At 61.3% G+C, this 25,468-nt stretch carries 19 protein-coding genes and 1 pseudogene; 14 read left to right on the top strand and 6 right to left on the bottom strand.

Features of this window, described 5'->3' with window-relative positions:
- Positions 1-137: 137 nt before the first annotated feature.
- Entirely contained in the window at positions 138-887 is a 750-nt protein-coding gene (pyrH, locus tag AQUI_RS0118255) for a UMP kinase (protein WP_027258780.1), read from the bottom strand.
- 128 nt (positions 888-1,015) lie between these two features.
- Between pyrH and miaA the strand changes: the two genes are divergently transcribed.
- From miaA to AQUI_RS0118225, 6 genes are all read left to right on the top strand, one after another.
- Entirely contained in the window at positions 1,016-1,876 is an 861-nt protein-coding gene (gene miaA, locus AQUI_RS0118250) for a tRNA (adenosine(37)-N6)-dimethylallyltransferase MiaA (RefSeq protein ID WP_027258779.1), read from the top strand.
- A gap of 136 nt (positions 1,877-2,012) precedes the next feature.
- Positions 2,013-2,825, top strand: coding sequence for a helix-turn-helix transcriptional regulator (locus tag AQUI_RS0118245; RefSeq protein ID WP_027258778.1), 813 nt, complete (start codon positions 2,013-2,015; stop codon positions 2,823-2,825).
- A 300-nt stretch (positions 2,826-3,125) separates the two neighbouring features.
- Positions 3,126-4,790: an ABC transporter substrate-binding protein gene (locus tag AQUI_RS0118240; RefSeq protein WP_027258777.1), complete on the top strand. Its 1,665-nt coding sequence runs from the start codon at positions 3,126-3,128 to the stop codon at positions 4,788-4,790.
- Between the two features lie 122 nt (positions 4,791-4,912).
- Positions 4,913-5,965 carry an ABC transporter permease gene (locus tag AQUI_RS0118235; RefSeq protein WP_027258776.1) on the top strand — a complete coding sequence of 351 codons (1,053 nt, stop codon included), beginning with the start codon at positions 4,913-4,915 and terminating at the stop codon, positions 5,963-5,965.
- 15 nt (positions 5,966-5,980) lie between these two features.
- On the top strand, positions 5,981-7,195 hold the full coding sequence (locus AQUI_RS0118230) for an ABC transporter permease (RefSeq protein WP_027258775.1): 1,215 nt from the start codon (positions 5,981-5,983) through the stop codon (positions 7,193-7,195).
- A 135-nt stretch (positions 7,196-7,330) separates the two neighbouring features.
- Positions 7,331-9,421 carry a dipeptide ABC transporter ATP-binding protein gene (locus tag AQUI_RS0118225; RefSeq protein ID WP_027258774.1) on the top strand — a complete coding sequence of 697 codons (2,091 nt, stop codon included), beginning with the start codon at positions 7,331-7,333 and terminating at the stop codon, positions 9,419-9,421.
- Positions 9,422-9,481: 60 nt separating this feature from the next.
- Here the strand turns inward: AQUI_RS0118225 and AQUI_RS32030 are convergent.
- From AQUI_RS32030 to AQUI_RS0118205, 3 genes and pseudogenes are all read right to left on the bottom strand, one after another.
- Positions 9,482-10,642, bottom strand: a pseudogene (locus tag AQUI_RS32030) (sulfotransferase).
- 481 nt (positions 10,643-11,123) lie between these two features.
- Complete coding sequence (locus AQUI_RS0118210) at positions 11,124-11,498, bottom strand: hypothetical protein (RefSeq protein WP_027258771.1); 375 nt, start codon at positions 11,496-11,498, stop codon at positions 11,124-11,126.
- A 117-nt stretch (positions 11,499-11,615) separates the two neighbouring features.
- Positions 11,616-12,200 (bottom strand): lytic transglycosylase domain-containing protein, encoded by a 585-nt coding sequence (locus tag AQUI_RS0118205; protein ID WP_027258770.1) that lies wholly within the window; start codon positions 12,198-12,200, stop codon positions 11,616-11,618.
- Positions 12,201-12,433: 233 nt separating this feature from the next.
- Between AQUI_RS0118205 and ssb the strand changes: the two genes are divergently transcribed.
- Positions 12,434-12,955 carry a single-stranded DNA-binding protein gene (gene ssb, locus AQUI_RS0118200; protein ID WP_027258769.1) on the top strand — a complete coding sequence of 174 codons (522 nt, stop codon included), beginning with the start codon at positions 12,434-12,436 and terminating at the stop codon, positions 12,953-12,955.
- A 213-nt stretch (positions 12,956-13,168) separates the two neighbouring features.
- Complete coding sequence (locus AQUI_RS28410) at positions 13,169-15,382, top strand: methyl-accepting chemotaxis protein (RefSeq protein WP_169730814.1); 2,214 nt, start codon at positions 13,169-13,171, stop codon at positions 15,380-15,382.
- Between the two features lie 72 nt (positions 15,383-15,454).
- On the opposite strand, the gene aroB is transcribed toward AQUI_RS28410, so the two are convergent.
- Entirely contained in the window at positions 15,455-16,561 is a 1,107-nt protein-coding gene (aroB, locus tag AQUI_RS0118190; protein ID WP_027258768.1) for a 3-dehydroquinate synthase, read from the bottom strand.
- Complete coding sequence (locus AQUI_RS0118185; protein ID WP_027258767.1) at positions 16,561-17,151, bottom strand: shikimate kinase; 591 nt, start codon at positions 17,149-17,151, stop codon at positions 16,561-16,563. The genes aroB and AQUI_RS0118185 overlap by 1 nt, the downstream gene beginning before the upstream one ends.
- Before the next feature lie 81 nt (positions 17,152-17,232).
- Here AQUI_RS0118185 and AQUI_RS31305 point away from each other — a divergent pair, with 81 nt between their 5' ends.
- The 6 genes from AQUI_RS31305 to AQUI_RS0118155 all read left to right on the top strand — a co-directional run bounded on the left by AQUI_RS31305 (position 17,233) and on the right by AQUI_RS0118155 (position 25,408).
- Positions 17,233-17,382 (top strand): hypothetical protein, encoded by a 150-nt coding sequence (locus AQUI_RS31305; protein ID WP_169730813.1) that lies wholly within the window; start codon positions 17,233-17,235, stop codon positions 17,380-17,382.
- Positions 17,372-18,889 (top strand): hypothetical protein, encoded by a 1,518-nt coding sequence (locus AQUI_RS0118175; RefSeq protein WP_027258766.1) that lies wholly within the window; start codon positions 17,372-17,374, stop codon positions 18,887-18,889. The genes AQUI_RS31305 and AQUI_RS0118175 overlap by 11 nt, the downstream gene beginning before the upstream one ends.
- A gap of 1 nt (position 18,890) precedes the next feature.
- Positions 18,891-19,835 carry a site-specific tyrosine recombinase XerD gene (locus AQUI_RS0118170; RefSeq protein ID WP_027258765.1) on the top strand — a complete coding sequence of 315 codons (945 nt, stop codon included), beginning with the start codon at positions 18,891-18,893 and terminating at the stop codon, positions 19,833-19,835.
- 81 nt (positions 19,836-19,916) lie between these two features.
- Positions 19,917-21,227 (top strand): HlyC/CorC family transporter, encoded by a 1,311-nt coding sequence (locus AQUI_RS0118165; RefSeq protein ID WP_027258764.1) that lies wholly within the window; start codon positions 19,917-19,919, stop codon positions 21,225-21,227.
- Positions 21,228-21,240: 13 nt separating this feature from the next.
- A complete protein-coding gene (locus tag AQUI_RS0118160) occupies positions 21,241-22,875 on the top strand; it encodes an MFS transporter (protein WP_027258763.1) in 1,635 nt (544 codons plus the stop codon).
- A gap of 109 nt (positions 22,876-22,984) precedes the next feature.
- On the top strand, positions 22,985-25,408 hold the full coding sequence (locus AQUI_RS0118155) for a GcvT family protein (protein ID WP_027258762.1): 2,424 nt from the start codon (positions 22,985-22,987) through the stop codon (positions 25,406-25,408).
- Positions 25,409-25,468 lie beyond the last annotated feature (60 nt).

The following is a 25,468-nucleotide window of genomic DNA, read 5'->3' as shown; positions in this document are numbered from 1 at the left end:
CTGTCCTGCAAGAAATTTAGTTTGCGCTGCGGTGATTTCACGAAATTGCCCCGTCCTGCCAGGGAAGATGCCCCGGCCGGAAGCAATAAACGCGGACTGCAAAGAGCCCGCGTCAATCATCAAACCCGGATCAGGACTTAGCCGTGAACCTTCGTGTAGGTGCCCTTGCCGGCCAGGATGCCGCGGAACCCGCCCGGCTCATCCAGCGGGAACACAATCAGCGGCAGATTGTTGTCCCGCGCCAGCGCGATGGCCGAGGCATCCATCACCTTCAGGCGTTTCGCGAAGACTTCGTCATAGCTGATTTCGTCATAGCGGACGGCATCGGCATGTTCCTTGGGGTCCTTGTCATAAACGCCATCAACCCCGTTCTTGCCCATGAAGATCGCTTCGCAGGCCATTTCATTGGCCCGCAGGGTGGCAGCGGTGTCAGTAGTGAAATACGGGTTGCCGGTGCCCGCCGCAAAGATGCAGACCCGCTTTTTCTCCAGATGGCGCACGGCGCGGCGGCGGATATAGGGTTCAGCAACCTCATCCATGCGGATCGCCGAAATCACCCGGGTGAAAACCCCCAGTTCTTCCAGCGCCGACTGCATGCCAAGCGCGTTCATCACGGTTGCCAGCATCCCCATGTAATCAGCGGTGGTGCGTTCCATTCCTTGCGCGGAACCGGACAGCCCGCGAAAGATGTTGCCGCCGCCGATCACCATGCAGATCTCTACCCCCATCTCCTGGACGGATTTCACTTCGCGGGCAATGCGCTGCACGGTTGGCGGATGCAGGCCGAACCCCTGATCGCCCATCAGCGCCTCGCCCGAAATTTTCAGCATGACGCGTTTATAGGCGGCGGCCGGATGCAGTTCCGGCTTTTCTTGCGGTTGAGGCATGTTGCGCTCCAGAAGATGTGAGGGTTAGTTTGCGCGCAAAATGAAGCAAATCGCTGCCGGTTTCAATCCGCGCCGCGCGCTTTCCGCACAGTTTTGCGCAACTGGACCTAGAGACGGATAACACCTGCATGAACCTGCCTGACATCAACCCGGAATTGCCTGTGCTGATCGCAGGCCCAACTGCTTCGGGAAAATCCGCGCTGGCGCTGGAAATCGCTGCGCGCCAGGGCGGCATCATCGTCAATGCCGATGCCAGCCAGGTTTACGATTGCTGGCGGGTGATCACCGCCCGCCCTTCGGCTGAAGAAGAGGCCGATGCACCGCACGCGCTGTACGGGCACATACCCTATGACGCAGACTATTCCGCCGGCCATTGGCTGCGCGAGGTGATGGAACTGCTGAAAGGGCCCGAGCGGGTGATCATCACCGGCGGCACCGGGCTTTACTTCACCGCCCTGACCGAAGGCATGGTAGACATTCCGGCCACGCCGACGGCAGTGCGGGCCAAAGGCGACAGCCTTCCCCTTGAAGCATTGCTGGCCGAACTGGACTCCAAGACCGCGTCCCGCATCGACCTGCAGAACCGGGCCCGGGTGCAGCGCGCCTGGGAAGTACTGAAGGCCACCGGCCGCCCGCTGGCCAACTGGCAGGACGCGACCCCCGCTCCGGTGCTGCCGCTGTCCGGCTGCACGGCACTGGTGCTGAATTCGGACAAATCCTGGCTGGAGACCCGCATCCGCAAACGCTTTGGCTTGATGCTGGATCAGGGTGCCATGGATGAGATCGAAGCGATGCAGGGCCGCTATGACCCCGCCTTGCCCTCCTGCAAGGCGATCGGCGTTCCGGAACTGATGGCCTATTCCCTGGGCCTGACCACACTGGAAGAGGCAGAAGAACGCGCGGCCATCGCAACCCGCCGGTTCGCCAAGCGTCAGCGCAGCTGGTTCCGTGCCCGCATGAAGGACTGGCAGCAGGTAACTCTGGCCTGAGCGCCACTGCCCGGCCAACTTGCATAAATCCTAAAAGTTTACACGTTTTCCGTTCTGCCCGGCGAAAACTTGCCAGAATCAGAGATTCATGCCCTGTTGCAGCAGATTGTATTTGTTTCTGCGCCTAAGATATCTGATGCCATTTGATCCGACCCTGTCCGACGACATTCACGCCGCCCCCTTATCCAGGCTTGCCCCTGACGGCGCCTGGCAGACCGGGCTGGCGCATACCCGCCGCGAACACCTGCTGATCTGGATCACCCGCGGACAGGGGCGCATCTGTGTCAATGGCGCACAGCGTGGCTTCGGCCCTTACAGTGCCATCTTTCTTCCGGCCGGGACGCTGTGGTCCGCCGAATTCACCCGCCAGTGCCTGGGGCAGGTTCTGTCGATTTCCGGCCCGCTGCCGCTGCCCTTTCCGGAAATGCCGGTCCAGAAGCGGTTCACCAGCCTTCAGGACCAGGCCAGGCTGACCACGCTGTTCGAAGCCATCAGCCGCGAGCAGAACGCGCAGGAGCCGCTCTGGCACCGTTCTGTTCAGGCCCATTGCGAACTGGCCGCCATTGCGTTGCACAGGCAGCCGGAACCTGCAGGTTTGGCAGTCCGGCACACCGCGGCGCAGCGCCTGTGCCAGGCCTACTGCCTGCGCATCGCCGAACTGCCCGGCACCCAGGCCGCCATGGCCGATCACGCGGCCGCGTTGAAGGTGACGCCAACCCATCTTACGCGGGTCTGCAAGGCCGAGACCGGCAAGACCGCCGCAGCCCTGTTGACCGAGCGCCAGTTGCACGCCGCACGCACGCTGCTGATCAGCTCTGAGCTGCCCATCCGCGACATCGCTGCTCATCTGGGGTTTGGCAGCGCCGCCTATTTCACCCGCTTTATCTCCCAGCACGCCGGTCAAACCCCCAGCGCATTGCGCAAAGCGGTCCGCAAGAAGTCACAATAGTTTGATCCGCCTGCAGATTCTTGCATGTTTTCCATCAAGTGCGGATTTCGCTCCGGTTACTGGGCAGTTTTGAACAGTATTCAGTAGCATACCGTTTCAAATCGGGAAAACGACTCTCTGAATGTCGTAATTTTACCTTCAAACGCCGAAACTGTGCATTGACGAAACGGCATATCTCTGCCCGAATGCAGGCATGGGGAAACTTTAATCCAAAACGCTAAGCAAAAACGCCCGGCACACCGCCGGGCCAAAATCCGTTTCGCAAGACAAATGACCAAACGGTATAACAGGGAGACCTAAATGACCAAAGACACCATCAACGGAGCACCGGTACACTGGGCCGCCAAGATGCACGCAAAAGAAGTGCTGGAAGGCAAGCTAGACCGCCGGGAGTTCCTGACCCGCGCCACGGCGCTTGGTGTGACCGCAACGGCTGCCTATGGCATGATCGGCATGGCCGCACCGGTACAAGCCGCTGAAGAGAAGAAGCAAGGCGGAACCCTGCGGATCCAGACCGAAGTCCGCCCGCTGAAGGACCCGCGCACATTTGATTGGTCGCAGATGGCCAACAAGACACGCGGCACCATCGAATATCTGGTTGAATACAACAATGACGGCTCCTTTACCGGCATGCTGCTGGAAAGCTGGGAAGTCAACGAGGACGCGACCGTCTACACGCTGAACGTCCGCAAAGGCGTCAAGTGGAACAACGGCGACGACTTCACCGCCGACGACGTGGCCCGCAACATTGCAGGCTGGTGCGACAAGTCGCTGGAAGGCAACTCGATGGCCGGCCGCTTTGCGACCCTGATCGACACCGACTCCGGCCAGGCGGTTGAAGGCGGTATCGAAGTGGTCGACAGCCACACCGTGAAGCTGAACCTGCCGAACTCCGACATCTCGCTGATCGCGGGCATGGCGGATTATCCGGCGGCGGTTGTCCACTCGTCCTTCCAGACCAACGATTTCCTGTCCAACGTCGGCACCGGCCCCTACCTGCTGACGGAACTGGAAGTGGGCGTGAAGTCGACCCTGGAGCGCAACGAAAACCACACCTGGTGGGGCGAAGCGATTTACGGCAAACCCGCTTTGGACCGCATTGAATACGTCGATTTCGGCACCGACCCGTCGTCCTGGCTGGCCGCTCTGGAATCCGATGAAGTTGACATGCTCTATGAATCAGTGGGTGAATTCATTGATGTGATGGACGGCCTCGGCTACAAGAAGTCCGAAGTCGTAACCATGTCCTCGATCGTGATTCGCACCAACCAGCTGGCGGAAATCGATGGCAAGAATCCCTATGCAGACAAACGCGTTCGCAAGGCGATCCAGATGGCCGTCGACAATTCCGTCTGCCTTGAACTCGGCTATGGCGGCCGCGGCGAGCCTGCGGAAAACCACCATGTCGGCCCGATCCATCCGGAATACGCCGAACTGCCGCCGCAGAAGGTCGACCCGGCCGGTGCCAAGGCGCTGATGGAAGAAGCCGGCATGATGGATTTCGAGCATGAAATCCTGTCGATCGACGACGACTGGCGCCGGAACACCACCGACGCCGTGGCGGCACAGCTGCGCGACGCCGGCTTCAAGGTGAAGCGGACCGTTCTGCCCGGCTCCACGTTCTGGAATGACTGGTCGAAGTATCCGTTCAGCTCCACCAACTGGAACCACCGCCCGCTGGGCGTGCAGATCTGGGCGCTGGCCTACAAGTCCGGCGAAGCCTGGAACGAATTCGGCTGGGCAAATGCTGAGTTCGACGCTCTGCTGGAACAGGCCCTGTCGATCGCCGACGCCGACAAGCGCCGCGAGATCTCTGCCAAAGGCCAGGCGCTGATCCAAGAGGAAGGCGTTACCATCCAGCCTTACTGGCGTTCGCTCTACCGCCACATGCGCGAAGGCGTTGTCGGCGCGGACATGCACGTGTCGTTTGAACACCACCACTACAAGTGGGGCTGGGCGGCGTAAGCCACGCCCTTCCAGGCTCCCGGCACCCGCACCGCCCCGGATGGGGCGGTGCTTTCCAGCTAAGATGATAAGAGACCCGCACCTGCAACCGGGTCCGATCCGCCAGACTGACAGGGGACCCCATGGGACTTTTCATTCTCCGACGTTCAGGCGTGATGCTGCTGACGGCCCTGTGCCTGACGTTCATCGTGTTCTTCCTGACGAACCTCTACCCAAACCTTGAGAAACTCGCCAAGACCCAGGGCAACTTCCGCATGTCGGATGAGGCCGTGGCCAGCTGGCTGGATGCCAACGGCTATGGCGGCTCCATGGTCTCGAAATACGGCCAATGGCTGGGTGTCCTGCCCGGTTGGACCCGCGAAACTGAAGACGGTTATAGCGGCCGCTGCATGACTGGCACGGTCTCGGCTGAAGTGGCTGCAGAAGCCTCTACTTTCTGCGGTATTCTGCAGGGCGACTGGGGCTATTCCACCCGTTTTAAGGACGAGGTTTCCACCATCGTCGCCGAACGCTTGGGCAATACCGGCCGCCTGATGTTCTGGGTGCTGGTGCTGATGATCCCATCGGCACTGATCATCGGCGTCCTGGCGGGGATGCGCGAAGGCTCAGTTACCGATCGAAGCCTGTCGACCGCTTCAATCCTGACCACGGCGACGCCGGAATACGTGTCCGGGGTGATCTTTATTGCCGTCTTCACGTCTTCCACCGTCGGCCTGAAATGGTTCAAGGGCACCGCCACCTCGGCGATGGACAATCCGAATTTTGAGAACTTCTTCCTGCCGGTGCTGACCATTGCCTTGTACGGCATGGGCTATATCGCCCGGATGACCCGCGCCTCGATGACCGAGGTGATGACCGCGCAATACATCCGCACCGCCCGCCTTAAGGGTGTGAGCTTTCACAACATCGTTATGAAACACGCGCTGCGGAATGCGCTGATTGCGCCTTTCACCGTCATCATGCTGCAGTTCCCCTGGCTGCTGAACGGCGTGGTGATCGTCGAGACCTTGTTCAACTACAAGGGCTTTGGCTGGATCCTGGTGGAAGCCGCGGGCAACAACGACATCGAACTGCTGCTGGCCGTCTCTGTGGTCTCAGTCTTCGTGGTTCTCATCACTCAGCTGATCTCGGATATCGGCTATGTGTATCTGAACCCGCGTATCCGGATCTCTTAAGGAAGGCAGCAGAGAATGGAACCTCTTAGCGCAATTGAAATTGCAGGGCGTATTATCTACCAGCTGTCTCCGGTTTGGATTTCCCTGGTGATCCTCTACGCTTTCTCCATCGGCTTCAAACGGCGGCTCGGCCTTTACGGCAAGCTGTTTGACAGCCCCATCGGCATGATCGGCTTTGGTCTGGTGATGTTCTGGGTGTTCACCGGCGTCTACGGCGCCATGGACATGATTATCACCCACGACCCGCTGTCCCAGCTTTCCGGCATGAAAAACAAAGTGCCGGGCACACCGCTGCGCAGCCCTGAAGAGGGCCAGTATGAATGGTATCTGCTTGGCGGTGACAACCTCGCCCGCGATGTCTTCAGCCGTCTGGTCAAGGGCGCCTGGGAAGTCATAAAGATTGCTCCGATGGCCGCGGTCTTTGCCTTTATGGTGGGGATCACCCTGGGCCTGCCCGCCGGCTATTACGGCGGCCGCCTGGACACCGCGCTGTCCTTTGCAGCGAACCTGATCCTGGCCTTCCCGGTGATCCTGCTGTTCTACCTGCTGGTGACCCCGGAAATCGTCGCCACCGGTGTTCCGAACTATATGGCCATCGTGCTGTTCGTGTTCCCGATCATCTTTGTCGGCGTGCTGCTGAACTCGCGCTACTACACACGGCCCAAGCTGCGTAACTGGCTGCTGCCGGTTGTGCTGGGAACCATCATCTGGTTCTACCTGCAGCTGGTCTCCAACGGCGGTTACCTGATCAACACGCCGGAATACGCGATCTGGGGGCTGCCCCGGGCGATGGATATGTTCGACATTCCCGGCGGTATCCTGGTGGTCTTCGTCTCGGTGGTCTTCGTCAATTCGCCCACCGTGTTCCGCATCGTGCGCGGCCTGACACTCGACATCAAAACCCGTGACTATGTGGCCGCTGCCCAGACCCGCGGCGAAGGCCCCTGGTATATTATGCTGTGGGAAATCCTGCCCAACGCACGCGGGCCGCTGATCGTCGATTTCTGCCTGCGCATCGGTTATACCACCATCCTGTTGGGGACCCTGGGCTTCTTTGGCCTTGGCCTGCCGCCGGAAAGCCCGGACTGGGGATCGACCATCAATGACGGGCGCAAGCTGCTGTCGATCTACCTGCACCCAGCCCTGCCGCCTGCCTTTGCGCTGCTGACGCTGGTTCTTGGTCTGAACCTGCTGGCTGACGGCCTGCGCGAAGAGAGCCTGAAGGATTGATGCGACAAACCCGGGGGGCCAGCCCCGCCGCCAGCTGGGCTTGAACCAGTGGCGCCACAGCAGGCAGCCCCCCGGGATACTTGAGGCCAGAAGAAAGGGGTCTTTCCCTTCCAGCCTCAACAGGGAGATAAAAACATGAGCAAAATGGAAGAATACGACGGCCCGATCCTTGAGATTGACAAGCTGTCGATCTCCTTCTTCACCCGCCTGCGCGAAATTCCGGCGGTGATGGATTTTTCGGTGGCCGTGCAACCGGGTGAGGCCGTCGGGCTGGTTGGCGAGAGCGGCTGCGGCAAGTCCACCGTGGCGCTGGGGGTTATGCAGGACCTTGGCAAGAACGGCCGCGTTGTCGGCGGCACCATCAAGTTCAAGGGCCGCGACCTGGCCGAGATGAGCGCCGAAGAACTGCGTGACATCCGCGGCAACGAGATCGCTATGATCTATCAGGAACCGATGGCATCGCTCAATCCGGCGATGAAAATCGGCAAACAGCTGATGGAAGTGCCGATGATCCACGAGGGCGTCAGCGAAAAAGAAGCTTATGACCGGGCGATGGAAGTGGTGACCGACGTGCGCCTGCCCGACCCGGAGCGGATGCTGAACTCCTTTCCACACCAGCTGTCGGGCGGCCAGCAGCAGCGGATCGTGATTGCGATGGCACTGATGTCGAAACCGTCTCTGCTGATCCTGGATGAGCCGACCACCGCGCTGGATGTGACGGTTGAGGCCGCGGTGGTTGAGCTGGTGAAGGATCTGGGCAAGAAATACGGCACCTCGATGCTGTTCATCTCGCACAACCTCGGCCTGGTGCTGGAAACCTGCGACCGGCTGTGTGTGATGTATTCCGGCGAAGCGGTGGAGCGCGGCTCGATCCACGACGTCTTCGACGAGATGCAGCACCCCTATACCCAGGCGCTGTTCCGCTCGATCCCGCTGCCGGGGGCTGACAAGAACTCGCGCCCGCTGGTGGCCATTCCCGGCAACTTCCCCCTGCCCCACGAGCGGCCCAACGGCTGCAACTTCGGGCCGCGCTGCGACTACTTCGAACAGGGGCGCTGCGATGTCGACCAAGTGATCCCGATGGCGCCGGTGCATGGCAATGACCGCCACGAGACCCGCTGCCTGAAGTTCCAGGAAATCGACTGGGACGCCCCGATCACAGTGGGAGAGCAAAAGGAGAAAACCGCGCCTGGCAAGGTCGTCCTGAAGATGGACAACCTCAAGAAATACTACGAGGTTGCGGCCAACGCGCTGTTCGGTGGCGGCGAAAAGAAAGTGGTGAAAGCCAACGAAACCCTCAGCTTTGAGGCCCGCGAATCCGAAACCCTCGCCATCGTTGGTGAATCCGGTTGCGGCAAATCCACCTTTGCCAAGGTGCTGATGGGGCTGGAGACCGCCACCGAGGGCCAGATCCTGCTGGACAACCAGAACATCGAACAGGTTCCGATCGAAGAGCGCGATACCAAAACCGTCTCGGATGTGCAGATGGTGTTCCAGAATCCGTTCGACACACTGAACCCCTCGATGACTGTGGGCCGCCAGATCATGCGGGCGCTGGAGATCTTCGGCATCGGCAATTCCGAGGCAGAGCGCCGCAAAAAGATGCTGGAGCTTTTGGATCTGGTGAAACTGCCCCGCGCCTTTGCCGACCGGATGCCGCGGCAGCTGTCGGGCGGCCAGAAGCAGCGTGTCGGCATCGCCCGCGCCTTTGCCGGCGGCGCCCGGATCGTGGTGGCGGACGAACCGGTTTCGGCGCTGGACGTGTCGGTGCAGGCCGCGGTCACAGACCTGCTGATGGAGATCCAGCGCGAGGAAAAGACAACGCTGCTGTTTATCTCCCACGACTTGTCGATCGTACGCTACCTCAGCGACCGGGTGATGGTGATGTATCTCGGCCATGTGGTGGAGCTGGGCGATACCGATCAGGTGTTCTCGCCGCCCTACCACCCCTACACCGAAGCGCTGCTGTCCGCGGTGCCGATTGCTGACACCTCGGTCGAGAAAGAGCACATCGTGCTGGAGGGCGACATTCCTTCGGCGATGAACCCGCCGCCGGGCTGCCCGTTCCAGACCCGCTGCCGCTGGAAGTCCGAAGTGCCGGGCGGGCTGTGCGAAAAGGACGTCCCGCCAGTGCGCCAGCTGGAAGACGGGCATCAGATCAAATGCCACCTCAGCGACGAGGTGCTGGAGCGCATGAAACCTGTCATCAAAATCGCGGCGGAGTGAAGGCAACTCGCAGGACAAAAAACGGGCCGGAAATTTCCCGGCCCGTTATTGTTTTTGATGTTAGCCGCCGTGCAGCGCGTTGTCCCAGGCTTCCCATTCAGCGACCCATGCGTCGCCGCCTAGAGAGGCTTTTAGCGGGTCCAGCTGTGCAGAAAAGGGTTTCCACTTGTCCAGCGCTGCGGTGTTGATCTTCCGGCGAACCTGAACCAACGAAGCAGTGACCACCGCCTTACTGGACTTTTCCGGGGACAGGCAGCTATCCTGCCACTCCAGCCCCGAATGCTCTAGAAGCCGGGCGATCTGCGGCTGTGGGTCGCTCACCAGCGCGCGGTAGGACTGGGCTCTGAACTGGCCGCCAAGCTTACCCTGATAGTCCCAGGCAGATTCATAGACCAGCCGAGTCATCTCGCCCAGCCAGTCCATCCGCCGGGTAAACGCATTGCCCCGAGCAAAATCAGCCGTGATATAGGACAGACCGGTATCCAGCGGATGGCGGGACATGAACACAAACCGCGCGTCCGGCAGCAGATGTTGCTCCAGCCCCAGCGCAAGGCAGTTGAGCGGCATCTTGTCGACAATCACTGGTGTGTCTGCAGGCCGCGTCTGGAACGCGCGCTGGAAATAGAGCTTCCGGAAAGTCTCGCGTTCTTGCGAGTCCTACAGGCCAGCCCAGTCCCAGTACCCCTGCCCCACCCCACGCGAAATACAATGCGCGCGAACCTCAAACAGCGTATGTTTCAGCGCTTCGCTTTCGCCGATACTGTCTACTTTGCTATGCCGAAGCAAAATATTCTCGGCCAAAGTGGTTCCGCTTCTCGGCAGACCGCAGACAAAGATGACGCGCGGACCAGTAGAAACTCTGTCTTTGTGAGTAAGAGGCTGGAACCGCTGTTTCTGATCCCGAACCCTTGCTCGCGTCCCATCCGCATCAAATTCCCCTGAGCTCAGCTTCTTGGACTTCAGAAAATAGAAGAAGGCGCGCGAAGGATTGCCAGTCTTTGCTTCTATGTTTCCTAGCGCATTATGCGCCATCCGCCGCTCTTTGGCCGCTAGCTTGCGATTATTCGAAAGCTTTTTGAGACGCTGGGCCTTGCTGCTTTGGACTGCAAATGGCTCAAGCCGACTGAGCGACACAAGCGCGCCAACATGTTTTGGGTTGATCTTCAAAGCATTCTTCAGATCACCGATGGCTTGCTCTATTTGACCGGCGGTCTGACGCATCACAGCGAGCTTTGCCCAGGCCGTTTCCCTATCAGGCCAGTTCCCGGTTATGAACTCCATCAAAGAAATAGCTGTCGGCGCATCCCCCAACGCGTGATAGCAAACCGCAGCGCGGTCCAGAACGCCCGCATCTATTGCGCCGCTCTCTAGAACTGGCAGCAGGACCTGCAGCGCTTTGGCAAAATCCTTCTGTGCGATCAGCCGGTCAGTGTGCTCCAAAAGGGCTTCTGATGCTTCCGAAGTGCGCTGAAACTTCGATCCTTGGAGTGTCATTCTGGTTCCCTTCTGAAACATGGCCGTCATCAAGATAGCGATATTCAGATGAACCAGCCGTTAAGTCGGCAGGAAAGAATCCGTGTTTACCCTGCCGCTTTCCAGCAACCCGGCAGCACTTTTTTCCACCTTTGCACCAAAATCAACGGATCCGGTATTTCGCCTTAAACCAAAGCGCTCCCCCCCACTCCCACAGGGGCCGTCTTGTTCAACTCAGCAGCAGCACCACGATCATCAGCAGGTTTATCGAGGCAAACTGCATCAGCCGCGGGGCCTCTTTCCCTTTGGCCGCAGCCAACAGGGCGGCCGTTACCGAAGCGGCCAGACCAGTCAGCGCCAGGCAGCCGCCGATAGCTCCGGCAAGGCCGGTTTCCGGTCCCCAAGGGGATCCGGCCAAAGACATGCCCTTGAGGCCGGTGCCGACCAGAATACCAACAATGGCGCCGGCCAGGCTCAGCACAGCACTGCGCGGCTGCCGGGGCAGACGGCTGGCCAGGACACTGTCGATCATCTGCCGCGTTGGAGCCGCGCTCGGCTGCCAGTCAATCCGGTTGATCCGCTCATCGAAGCTGTTGATATACAAGTCATTCCCTCCAGAACTTGAGGGCAGATTCACGAAAAATTAAGGCAAATGCGTGACGCTGTGACGGAGTTAACGGGGCATTAAGGGAACTTACCCGCAGGTTAACCAAACTGCGCATCAGCTGCCCCAGATCTTCTTCACGTAGTTCTGGGTTTCCTTATAGGGCGGCACCCCGCCGTATTTCTTCACCGCGTCCGGACCGGCGTTATACGCCGCCAGCGCCAGCCGCCAGGACCCGAACTTTTGGAATTGCCGCGCCAGATACCGTGCGCCGCCGTCCAGGTTTTGCTGCGGCACCGCGGGGTTTACCCCCAGTGCCCGTGCGGTGGCAGGCATCAGCTGCGCCAGGCCCAATGCGCCTTTGTGCGATTTGGCGTTCGGGTTCCAATTGCTTTCCTGCTGCACCAGGCGCAGGAACAGATCTTCGGGCACACCGTGCTGTCGCGCGGCGTCCCGCGCCAGCTGCAGATACTGGCCGCGGTATTTGCCGCTATAGGGCAACGTGCCCGCAGCTGAAGGAATCTGATAGGTCTTGGGCTGCAGCCGGGATGAGTTCTTGTACTGCGTGGCCGCGCGGCCATCCAGCAACCTGGTGTGGGCGGAGAATAAATCCCGCCGGTTCTTGGTACTCAAGACATCGGCGGCGGCAGGCTGCCCTGCCCCGACCATGGCGATCACCAACCCCGCAACGGCTTTGCGCATTTCCGCTGTCCCAACACTGTCCCACTTTGCGCAAATATAGCGAATGCAAAAGAAATTTAAAGCAACACGAGCGCAATCGGCCATCATTGCTGCGCAAACACCTGCAAAACCATCCCCAGAGAGCTGCTTTCCTCACCTTGCACAGGTCTGTACTGTGCCAATCAAGCAGCCCGGACGGATTCGCGCCGGACCGGTGCTGGACAGGACATTCAGGAATAAAAGGACGGAACCCTATGGCCGGCTCTCTTAACAAAGTCATGCTCATCGGCAATCTGGGCCGCGACCCGGAGGTGCGCAGCTTCCAGAACGGCGGCAAAGTTTGCAACCTGCGTATCGCCACCTCGGAAAACTGGAAGGACCGCAACACCGGTGAACGCCGCGAGCGGACCGAGTGGCACTCTGTGGCCATCTTCAGCGAAGGTCTTGTGCGCGTTGCCGAGCAGTATCTGCGCAAAGGCTCTAAGGTCTATATTGAAGGCCAGCTGCAGACTCGCAAATGGCAGGACCAAAGCGGTCAGGACCGGTATTCGACCGAAATCGTCCTGCAAGGCTTCGGCTCCACCCTGACCATGCTTGACGGCCGCGGTGAAGGCGGCGGCGGTGGTCAAGGCGGTGGCGGCGGCTATGGCGGCGGCAACCAGGGCGGCGGCTACGGCGGCGGTTATGACAGCGGCCAGCAAGGCGGCAGCGGTGGCGGCGGAAACTTCGGCGGCGGTGCGTCCCATAACATCGATGACGACGAAATCCCGTTCTGAACCTTGTTTTCTTGAACAGCAATACAGAAGCCCCGCTGGCCTCGCCCGGTGGGGCTTTTTTGTTTCGGACGGCATCCCGGGCGCTGACTGACGCGGAACAAACCTTTGCAGCTGCACAGAAAACCTCATCAGACCGGGCGGGTAGGCGATTATTAAGACGCATCTCATATGCTGAATTCAACTATTAGAATTTTTGCAGCAAGGATTCAGAATATGAGTATGCGATTTTTAGGGCACCTGCCGGTCAAGGCAAAAATCGCCATTCTGGTGGCTGCACCGCTTGTACTCTCAATGTGGTTCATGGGACAGACTCTGCTTCAGCTGAACAAAAACGCCCAGATCAACACTGCCGAGGCCGGCGAAGTGATCGAGCATATGAGCAGCTTGGTTCACAACCTGCAGCTGGAACGCGGCCTCAGCGCCTCCTATCTGGAAGGCTCTGCCACCGCAGTGCCAGAAAAACTGGTCCAGGTCCGGTTGCAAAACAACACCGCGATGGACGCCTATCTGGCCGAAATCAGCCACATCGATAAGTCCCTGCTCCCGCTCGAAGCGGTACAGGCCATCCAGTTTGCCCAGGCCGAACTGGCCAAGAAAAAGGACATCCGCAACAAGATCGACGGACACACGCTCTCGCTCAAGCGGATGCTGGCCTACTATACCGATCTGAACGCGGCCCTCATTCAAACCGGGCTGTCGCTGGCACAATCCATCGACAATCCGGTGATCTCGCAAGAGGCCGTCGCGCTGTCCTTCTTCATGCGCGCAATTGATGCCGCCGGGCTGGAACGGGCTGCAGGCGCTGTTGGCTTCAAACACGGCTGGAAACCGGCCGACCGGGAAAGTTTTGTCGCCTATCATGAAGTGTTCAAGGAACGCCTGTCGCTGTTCATGGATTTCGCAACTGCGGAAGACCGCGAGACCGTCCAGGGGCTGTTCACCTCGCCTGAGATGAAGGCGTTCGAGGACGTTCGAAAGGCCATCTTGAGCGGCGGAGCCCAGACAGAAATGACATCGGATCAGTGGTTCTCGGCAGCCAGCAAAGCGCTGGAAGTGCTTCAGAAAAAAGAGGGAATCCTGATCGATCACTTGGAACGGGACATGCAGGCTTTTGATGCGGACAACAAGTTTCTGCTGGCGGAGATGGCAGTGTTCACAGCTGTTCTTCTGGTTGCGGTTCTGGGTCTCAGCGTGATCATCGCACGGGACATGACCAAAAGCCTTTCGGTTCTGAACAGCGCGCTGAAGAAGCTGGGCACCGGTGAAACAGACGTTGACGTGCCAGGTGCAAACCGCCGGGACGAGATTGGCTCGGTCGCCCGCAATGTGGTCGACTTGCGCTCTGTGACCCAGCGCAAGCAGGAAGAGCGTATGGAGGAGGAAAAGCAGCGCCGCGAAGAGATCATGACCGTTGCGCGCCGCATCGGCGAAGCGCTGATGGATCTTCAACACAAGCGTTTGGACAAGCCGATCAAAGAGTTCTTCCCGGAAGAATTCAAATCGATCCGGATGGATATGAACGACTCGCTGCAGGCGCTGAGCGTATCGATCTCCAACATCGGCGAATTGACCAGCAGCGTGGATGAAAGCACCAAATCCATTGCCGAAGCCTCTATGGACCTGGCCCACCGCACAGAAGCGGAATCGGCAACGCTTGAAAAAACCACCAATTCAATCAGCGAACTGACCGCCAATGTTCAGCAGTCGGCAGACAATGCCGGCCGGGCCGAACAACTGGCGGACAGCGCCCAGAACGGGGTAAAATCCTGCGACGCGGTGGTGAAAGACACCATTGTGGCCATGGACAAGCTGCAGGAATCCTCGCAGGAAATCTCGCAGATCACCAAAGTGATCCAGGATATTGCATTCCAGACAAATCTTCTGGCGCTGAATGCCGGGGTCGAGGCCGCACGCGCCGGCGAAGCAGGCCGCGGTTTTGCGGTGGTCGCCAGCGAGGTGCGGATGCTGGCGCAGCGCTGCGCCGATGCGGTCCAGCAGATTGACGAGCTGACTGCGCGCAGTTCCGAGCAGGTCAAGAACGGCGCTGCATTGGTGGACCAGGCCGGCACCGCAATGTCGCAGGTAAACGATCAAGTGGCCGAGATTTCCGGTCTGGTCATCGAAATCGCCGGCAATATGAAAGAGCAGTCGTCGCGAATGGGCGAAGTCAATACCGCCGTTGGCGATCTGGAGATGATGGCACAGCAAAATGCTGCCATGGCCGAAGAAACCACGGCGGCGACCACCTCGTTGTCCGAGCAAGCCCAGGAGCTGCGCGAACTGGTCCAGCAATTCTCCGTCGGCGAGGCTGCTCCGGCTCAGAACGCGCTGGCCGGACCGGATGCCTATGCCCCCCCGGCAGCGACGATCGATTTTGATGCCGACGACTGGGATGATCAGGATTTTGGCGGCAGCGCCGCAGCCTGATCCGCCGAAAAGCTCAATTCCGATGCACCTGAAAAGGGCAGTCCCCACGGCTGCCCTTTTTGTTTTCCAGTCTCAGGCCCCGGAGCCGCGCAGCACGTCCAACACTGTTTCAGGCGGAACGTCACCTGTTACAAACGCGTCGCCAATCCCACGCGCCAGGATAAACCGTAGCTGGCCGGCAACAACTTTTTTGTCTTGCCCCATCAGACCCAGCAGCACCTCCGCCCCTGGCAGATCGCCAGGAATATCAGCCAGATCGGTCTTCATGCCCATCGCCTTCAGATGCGCCCGGACCCGGCTGGGGTCCTCTTGCGAGCACAGCCCCAGCTTGGCCGACAGCTCAAACGCCAAGGCGCAGCCGATGGCCACGCCCTCGCCATGCAGCAGCCGGTCGGAATAGCCAGTGGCCGCCTCCAGCGAATGGCAAAAGGTATGGCCCAGGTTCAGCAGCGCCCGGTCGCCCTGCTCGGTTTCGTCGCGCACGACGATATCCGCCTTCATCTGAACCGAGCGCGCAACCGCCTCAACCCGCGCCGCGACATCGCCTTCAGCCAGCGCAGGACCATGCTCTTCAAGCCAGGCGAAGAACCCGGCGTCCCCGAGCAGCCCGTATTTCACAACTTCGCCGTAGCCGGACAGGAAATCGCGCGGCGTCAAGGTCTCCAGAACCGAGGTGTCGGCCAGCACCAGCGCGGGCTGGTGAAAAGCGCCGATCAGGTTTTTACCCTGTGGCGCGTTGATGCCGGTCTTGCCGCCCACCGAACTGTCGACCTGCGCCAAGAGCGACGTCGGGATCTGCACAAACCGCACACCGCGGCGCAGTACCGCCGCGGCGAAACCCGCCAGGTCTCCGATCACACCGCCGCCGAATGCGACAACCACGTCGCCCCGCTCGACCTTCTGCTCCAGCAGCCATTCAACCGCGCGGGTGAACTGCGGCCAGCCCTTGGTCGCCTCGCCCGGAGGCAGCGCCAGCGCGGTCATCTCAACACCCGCGGCCGCCAGCCCGGCGCGCAAACCCTCCAGGTGCTTTTCCGCCACGGTCTCGTCCGTCAGCACCGCCACCTGCGGCCGCTTCAGCAACGGTTTGATCCGCTCCCCTGCCTGCGCCAGCAGGCCGGGGCCGATCACCACATCGTAGGCCCGCTCGCCCAGAGGCACGTGAACCCTGCGTTCCATCATGTCCACTCCAATACATCGGGGCGTGCCTGCAAGGCCTCCAGCACCCGGTCAACCATGGTTTCAATCGCAGCCTGGCCATCCGAGACAACAGTCAGATCCGCCTTGGCATAAAGCGGCACCCGGTCGCGGTACAGGCCGCTGAGCGTCGCGCGCGGGTCGGCTGTGCGCAGCAGCGGCCTGGTGTCGCGGTGGCGCACCCGGTTCCACAGAACCTCCAGATCGGCCTGCAGCCAGACCGAGACCCCTTTGGCGGTAATCACATTGCGGTTTTCCTCCGCCAGGAAAGCACCGCCGCCCGTCGACAGGACACCGCGTTCCTCCTCCAGAAGGCGCGCGATCACCTGCCGTTCCTTTTGACGGAAGAACGGCTCGCCGTCGCGGGAAAAAATCTCGGGGATCGTCATGTTGGCAGCGGCCTCGATCTCGTGATCGCTGTCGAGAAAGGGCACATCCAGCCGGGCCGCCAGCGCCCGCCCGACGGCGGTTTTGCCAGCCCCCATCATGCCCACCATCACGATGGTCTTCTTCAGTTTCCCCGGCACCGGGCCTGCTGCCTTCTGGCCGCTGCTTTGCTCTTTTTCGCTCATTCTTCAGTGAATGACGTGATCTTGCGGAAAAGGGAATATATAACTTGGGCAAAAGAGCAGGAAACAGGCTTTGGATATACTATGGGGCGATTGATTAAGTATCTGGTCTATTTGGCGGTTCTGGCGGCAATCGGGCTTGTGGGCTATGCCTATGTGGGGCCGTGGTTCGGCGCCGATTTCCGCGCGCCCAGCACCGAAGTGCGCAAGCCAGTGGTGCTGAATGCGGATTAGGGCGGCTGCCGCCGGGGTGATGATGGCAGGCAGTGCGCTTGCAAATGAACCCCTGGCGGCGATTGACTGGCTGAACCAGCCGCAGCCGCGCAGCGAGCTGCCGGGCACTGTGCTGCTGGAGCCGCCGGTGGCAGGCACGGCTGCATTTCCGTCAGTTTCGGTCACACCTTTGGAGACGCTGGTGCCCCCCATCGGGCTGGTTCCGGCCTCGGCAACCGGCCTGCCCGCAGATTTGTGGCGCGGCAGCAATGATGATGATGTGACCCATCTTATCGAAACAGTTCCGGTGCGCGGCAGCCCGGCGATGCAGGCGTTGCTGTTTACACTGCTGCTTTCCGAATCCCGGCCGCCGGCCGCGGCAGGCGACCGGATTTTGCTGGCCCGGCTGGACCGGCTGCTGGCGCTTGGGGCCACTGATCCCTCCCAGGCTCTGGTTGAACATGCAGGCCCCACGGACAGCAAGGACCGTTTCACACGCTGGTTTGACGCCACCCTATTGACTGGCAGCGAGGACGCCTCTTGCGCCGCCCTCACGGCCTCGCCGCATCTGTCAGACAGCTACGCGGCCAGGATCTTTTGCGCAGCGCGGCGCAGCGACTGGCCCACTGCGGCGCTGATGATGGAAACCGCCCACGCGCTGGAGCTGCTGCCCGAAAACCAGATGCAGCTTTTGGACCGTTTTCTGAACCCCGATCTGTTTGAGCTGGCACCGCCGCTGCGCCGCCCGGCGGATCCGGATCCGCTGACCTTCCGCCTGTTCGAAACCATTGGCGAGGCGATGCCCACCGCCCCCCTGCCGCCAGCCTTTGCCGCGGCAGATCTGCGCGACATTGCCGGCTGGAAGGCGCAGCTGCAGGCAGCGGAGCGGCTGGCCCGTGGCGGTGCGCTCAATCCCAATCAGTATCTTGGCCTGTTCAGCGCCCGCAAACCTGCCGCATCAGGCGGTATCTGGGACCGGGTTGCGGCTGTCCAGCAGCTGGAAAGCGACCTCAGCTCCGGTAACGCAGACGCCATTGCCCGCTCCCTGCCCCGCGCCTGGAAGGCGATGCAGCAAGCGGGAACGGAAACCGTATTTGCCGACCTCTTCGGCGAACTGCTGGCGCGGTCAAGCCTGAACGGCCGGACCGCTGCCCTGGCTTGGCGTATCCGCCTGTTGTCGCCGGCTTATGAATTGGCCGCGCATGACGCCCCGGCCGATGGCGGAGCCGACCCGTTCCTGGCAGCCCTGGCCCAGGGCAGGCCTGGTGACGCCGCCGCCCCGTCGCCAGTGGCTGAGGCGATCTCGCTGGGGTTTGGCACAACGGCCCCGGTGCCGCCCGCGATCCGGCAACTGCTGGACAATGGCCAACTGGGCGAAGCGATCCTGCGCAGCATGCTGCTGTTTGCCCAAGGTGCCGATGGCAACCTTGGTGACTTGACCGCAGCGCTGGCAGCTTTCCGCGCTGTCGGGCTGGAGGACACGGCCCGCCGCGCCGCCTTGCAGCTGATGCTGCTGGAGCAGCAATAGCATGGCCGCCCCCCGCAACAATTTCCAGTGGATTTCCACCTTCCTGGACGCTCAGGCCGCTGAGGCCGGCGCATCGCAAAACACGCTTCTGGCCTATGGCCGCGACCTTAAGGATCTGACAGCCTGGCTTGAGCACCGGAAGCTGGACTTCCTCACCGCCAGTCAGGACGACATCGAGGCCTATCTGATCAATTGCGATGCGCAGGGGCTGGCCCGTTCGACCCGGGCGCGGCGGCTGTCGGCAGCCAAGCAGATCTACCGTTTTGCGTTTGAGGAAGGCTGGCGCGAGGACAACCCGGCTATTCAGATCCGCGGCCCCGGACGCGAGAAACGCTTGCCCAAAACGCTGGACGTCATCGAGGTCGACCGCCTGCTGGACGCCGCGCGCCAAACCGGCCGCAGCACCGCAGACCGGCTGCGTAATACCTGTTTGATGGAATTGCTCTATGCCACCGGAATGCGGGTGAGTGAGCTGGTCTCACTGCCGGTATCCTCCGCCCGCGGCGACCCGCGCATGCTGCTGATCATGGGCAAAGGCGGCAAGGAGCGTATGGTGCCGCTGTCGCCGCCCGCACGCGACGCGCTGGCCGTCTGGCTGGTCACCCGCGACGATACCGAGGCAGAGCATGAAGCAAAGGGCAAGCCCGCCTCGCGTTTCCTTTTCCCCTCGCGCGGCAAGTCCGGCCACCTGACCCGGCACCGCTTTTACCTGCTGATCAAGGAACTGGCGGTCACCGGCGGTGTCTCTCCGGACAAGGTCACACCGCATACGCTGCGGCACGCCTTTGCCACCCATCTTTTGGCCAATGGCGCTGACTTGCGCGCAATCCAGGCGCTGCTCGGCCACGCCGACATCGCCACCACCGAGATCTACACCCATGTGCTGGACGCCCGCCTGCAGGAACTGGTGCTGGAGCATCACCCGCTGGCCAAGGATGCGGGCTAAGCATCTCTAGAACTTGAAGCGCCTGCGGCAAACCCCCATAAATACAGCGAACATTCAATAGACCGGATCTCTGGACCTCTCATGGACACTGCCTCCACCGTACTCGACAGCGCCTTCTGGACCACTGCCGGGGCCATTGTGCTGCTGCTTGTGCTGTCCGGTTTCTTCTCCGGCTCGGAAACTGCGCTGACCGCCGCCTCGCGCGGAAAACTGCGCAGCCAGGCCGACAAAGGATCGCATGGCGCCCAAAAGGCGCTCAGCGTGACCGAGGACAGTGAAAAGCTGATCGGCTCGGTCCTCTTGGGCAACAACTTGGTTAACATCCTGGGCACGTCGCTGGCGACTGCCCTGTTCACCCGTGCCTTCGGGGAAAGCGGCGTCGCCTTGGCCACTTTGGTGATGACCGTTCTGGTGCTGGTTTTTGCCGAGGTGCTGCCTAAAACATATGCCATTTCCAACGCAGAAAAGGCCGCGGCTGCTGTTGCGCCGGTGATCGGCGTTCTGGTCACCCTGCTGGCCCCCGTGGTCGGCTTGGTCCGGTTGCTGGTACGCGGGGTGCTCGCCATCTTTGGTGTGCGGATCGATCCCGACAGCCACATCATGGCGGTGCGCGAGGAAATCGCAGGCGCGCTGCATCTGGGCCATTCCGAAGGCGTGGTCGAAAAAGAAGACCGCGACCGCATCCTGGGCGCGCTGGATCTGTCCGATCGGTTTGTCGAAGAAATCATGCTGCACCGCTCCAAGATCGAAATGATCGACGCGGATGCGGAACCGGAAACCATCCTGGAGCAATGCCTGCAAAGCCCGCACACCCGCTTGCCGGTGTTCCGCGGCGAGCAGGAAAACATCATTGGCGTGGTCCATGCCAAGGATCTGTTCCGGGCGATGTACGAACAGGCCGGCGGCGCAGAGGGCGACACCGGGCGTCTCACCTCCTTTGACATCGCCGAGGTCGCCAAAGCCCCCTATTTTGTGCCCGAAACCACCACTTTGGACGAGCAGATGCGCCAGTTCCTGCGGATGCGCTCTCACTTCGCGCTGGTGGTGGATGAATACGGCGCACTGCAGGGGCTGATCACGCTGGAGGATATTCTGGAAGAAATCGTTGGTGAAATCACCGACGAGTTCGACCCTGATGAGGAAAGCATCGTCAAGAAAACCACCGATGGGTCTTTTCTGGTCGAGGGCGTCACCACCATCCGCGACCTGAACCGCGCCACCGATTGGAACCTGCCAGATGAGGAGGCCAACACCATCGCCGGGCTGGTCATACACGAGGCACAGATGATCCCGACAACAGGCCAGGTGTTTTCCTTCCATGGTTTTCGCTTTGAAGTGACCGAACGCGAGGGCAACCGGGTGACCGGTCTCAAAATCCGGCCCTTGTCGTGACAAGGACCCACGCATGACCCGTGCGGCGGTGCTGGCCTGGGGATGGTTCGACAGCATCATTCTGGACCTGTTCCGTCAGCTGCGCTGGTCCTTCTTCCCGCCGCTGCTGATCTATTTCGCCTATGGCGCGCAGGGCATCACCACCGTCGCCGCATCGTTTTATGTCAAGGAATACCTGGACTTATCCGCTGCCTTTCTGGCAGGACTGGCGTTCTGGGTGGGTCTGCCCTGGGCGCTGAAGATGCCGCTGGGGCATCTCGTTGATCTGATCTGGCGCTGGAAATATCTGCTGATCCTCGCAGGTGCCGCCCTGATGGCCGGCAGCTACGCTATCCTTGCTGCCATCGTGCTGGAACCTGCGAGGATGGGCACCGTGATGCCGCTCAGCGCCTGGTATGTCACCGCCGCGCTGCTGGCCCCTTGCGGATATGTGCTGCAGGATGTGGTGGCTGACGCGATGTCGGTCGAGGCCGTGCCCCATGCGGATGGCCAAGGCCAGCCCCTGCCCGAGGCTGAGACCAAATCCCTGCACACCACCATGCAGACCTTCGGCCGCATCGCGCTGATCGGCGGCTCCAGCGCCGCCGCCGCGCTTAACGTTGCCCTGTTCGACGGCGCCGATGCGCTGCCGCAGGAGGGCAAAGGCGCGCTTTACGGCTTTGTCTTCAGTCTCGCTCTGCTGATCCCGGTGATCTCGCTTTCGGGCGTGGCCTTGGCGATCTGGCAGAAATGGCGCAAGGCTGCCCAGCTGCGCCGTGCCGGTGCCGCGGAGGCAGAGATCCGCGCCCGCATCGAACTCCCGCGTGAGCCGGTCACGCCAAATCACTGGTATTTCATCGGCGGCGGCGCCTTTGTCCTGCTCTCCCTCGCGGTGGGCCTTGGCGATGTGCCTTATTCGCAAGAAATCGTTTTTTCTGGTTCCATGGGCATCGTGCTGCTGCTGATGCGCCAGCTGGTGGCGGTCCTGCCCACGGACCAGGCCCGCGCCCTGATCGGCACCGCCATCATCATCTTTGTCTACCGCGCCACGCCCCTGCGCGGCCCAGGCGCCACCTGGTTCGAAATCGACGTGCTCGGGTTTGATCAGCAGTTCCTGTCGGTGCTGGCCCTGATCACCTCGCTGCTGACGCTGGCGGGCATGCTGATCTTCCGCCCGATGATGGCCAGCCGCCCGATCACCTGGATCGTCGCCTTCCTCGCCATCACCGAGGCCGTCCTCAGCCTGCCCAACATCGCGCTTTACTACGGCGCCCATCATTGGACCGCGGCGATGACCGGGGGCCTGGTTGATGCGCGCTTCATCGCCATGGTCGACACAGCCGTCGAATCCCCGCTGGGCCAGGTCGCGATGATCCCGATGCTCGCCTGGATCGCCCGCAACGCACCCTCGGGGCTGAAAGCCACCTTCTTTGCGGTCATGGCCTCCTTCACCAATCTGGCGCTGTCGGCCTCTAGCCTCGGCACGAAGTACCTGAACGAAATCTTCCTGGTGACCCGCGAGGTCACAGATTCGGCAGGCACCATCACCACTCCCGCCGATTATTCGCAGCTGGGCATGCTGCTTATCACTGTCGGCGTGATCCTCCTCCTGGCGCCGCTCACGGCAATATTTGTCATTCAGAACAGCCGATTCCGCACCTCTGAGTAACGAAACCGCAGCCTGACTGCCCGTATGCGGCACGCGGTGCCGTTTTTCTGCTGGACTACTGTTCACTTCTGTACAGAATGCAAGCAACACCTACTCAGGGGAGGCCCACATGAAAACCACCACCCGCGTGGCAGTTATCGGCGGCGGCGTCGTCGGCTGCTCAGTCCTGTATCACCTGACCAAGCTCGGCTGGTCCGATGTCATGCTGATCGAGCGCTCCGAGCTGACCTCCGGCTCCACCTGGCACGCGGCGGGCGGGTTTCATACGCTCAACGGCGACACCAACATGGCGGCGCTGCAGGGCTACACCATCAAGCTCTATAAAGAGCTGGAAGCGATCACCGGCATGTCCTGCGGGTTGCACCACGTCGGCGGCGTTACCCTGGCCGAGACCCAGGAACGTTTCGACATGCTGAAGGCGGAGCGCGCCAAGCACCGTTTCATGGGCCTGGAGACCGAGATTGTTTCCCCCGAAGAAATCAAGAAAATCGCCCCCGTCACCAACATCGACGGCATCGTCGGCGGGCTGTATGATCCGCTTGACGGCCACCTGGATCCTTCCGGCACCACCCACGCCTATGCCAAGGCCGCGCGCATGGGCGGCGCCACGATTGAGACCCACTGCAAGGTGGTTGAGACCAACCAGCGCCCCGACGGCACCTGGGACGTGGTCACCAGCAAGGGCACCATCCACGCCGAACACGTCGTCAACGCCGGCGGTCTCTGGGCGCGCGAAGTTGGCGCCATGGCCGGCGTCTATTTCCCGCTGCACCCGATGGAACACCAGTATATCGTCACCGACGAGGTGCCGATGATCGCCGAGATCATCGACGGCGGCGGCGAACACCCGCATGTGATGGACCCGGCCGGCGAAAGCTATCTGCGCCAGGAGGGCCGCGGTCTCTGCATCGGATTCTATGAGCAGCCCTGCAAACCCTGGGCAGTGGACGGCACGCCGTGGGACTTCGGCCATGAGCTGCTGCAGGACGACTTCGACAAAATCGAGGATTCAATCAACTTCGCCTACAAACGCTTCCCGGCGCTGGAGGCTGCGGGCGTGAAATCAGTGATCCACGGCCCCTTCACCTTTGCCCCCGACGGCAACCCGCTGGTCGGCCCGGTGCCTGGAATGCGCAACTACTGGTCGGCCTGCGCGGTGATGGCCGGCTTCAGCCAGGGTGGCGGCGTCGGCCTGATGCTGGCCCAGTGGATGGTCGAGGGCGAATGCGAGCGCGACACATTTGCGATGGACACCGCCCGTTTCGGCGACTGGATCACGCCCGGCTACACTCGCCCGAAAGTCATTGAAAACTATCAGAAACGCTTCTCCATCGCCTACCCGAACGAGGAGCTGCCCGCGGCCCGCCCCTTCCGCACAACCCCGATGTACGACATCTTTGATGGCATGGGCGCTGTCTGGGGCGCGCAATACGGGATGGAAGTCCCGAACTACTTCGCGACAGGCGATGAGCCGCGTTTCGAGACCCCGTCCTTCCGCCGCTCCAACGCGTTTGAGGCCACCGCACGCGAAGTCAAAGCAGTGCGCGAAGCCGTCGGCATTAACGAGGTCCACAACTTCGGCAAATACCTGGTCAAGGGCACAGGTGCGCGCGCCTGGCTCGACCGCATCATGGCCGGCCGGGTGCCAAAACCGGGCCGCCTGTCGCTGACCCCGATGCTGTCCCCCAAGGGCCGCCTCATTGGCGATTTCACCATCTCTTGCCTGGCGGAAGAAGAATTCCAGCTCACCGCCTCCTACGGCTCACAAGCCTACCACATGCGCTGGTTCCTGCAAAACCTGGACGACGGAGCAACCCTCGACAACATCTCCGACACCCGCAACGGCTTCCAGATCGCAGGCCCCAAGGCGCGCGAGGTGCTGCAGGCCTGCACCCGGTCCGATATATCGAACATGCGTTTCATGGATGTGCGGCGCCTCACTGTGGGCATGGCCGACTGCATCGTGCAGCGCGTCAGCTACACTGGCGATCTTGGCTATGAGATCTATTGCGACCTGCCCTCCCAGCGCGCCCTGTGGGATGCGCTCTGGACCGCCGGCCAGCCCCACGGCATGAAACCCTTCGGCATGCGGGCAATGATGTCGCTGCGATTGGACAAGTTCTTCGGCTCTTGGCTGCGCGAGTTCTCACCCGACTACACTGCCGCGGAAACCGGCCTCGACCGCTTCATATCCTTCAAGAAACCCGCAGATTTCATCGGCCGCGCCGCAGCCGAGGCCGAACGCAACGCAGGCCCCGCCCGCCAGCTCTGCGCCTTTGAGGTCGGGGCAGACGACGCCGATGTAGTCGCCTATGAGCCGATCTGGCTGGACGGCGCAGTCGTGGGCTTCTGCACCTCCGGCGGCTACTCGCACCACGCGCAGAAATCCATCGCGCTGGGGTTCGTTCCCACTGATAAAGCCGTTGAAGGCCTGGAGGTGGAGATCGAAATCCTCGGCAAGATGTACCAGGCCCGCCTGATCACCCAGCCGCTGTTCGACGCAGACGGCGTCCGGATGCGCGGACAAGCCTGAAAAACACTGGATACAGGTCAGGCAATCTGACCTGTATCCAACCCGTTGCCACAGCAGCGC

Origin of the sequence: Leisingera aquimarina DSM 24565 (assembly GCF_000473165.1) — a bacterium.
Lineage (GTDB): Bacteria > Pseudomonadota > Alphaproteobacteria > Rhodobacterales > Rhodobacteraceae > Leisingera > Leisingera aquimarina.
Note: the sequence above shows the minus strand (reverse complement) of the source record. Positions and strands in the feature narration are given on the sequence as shown.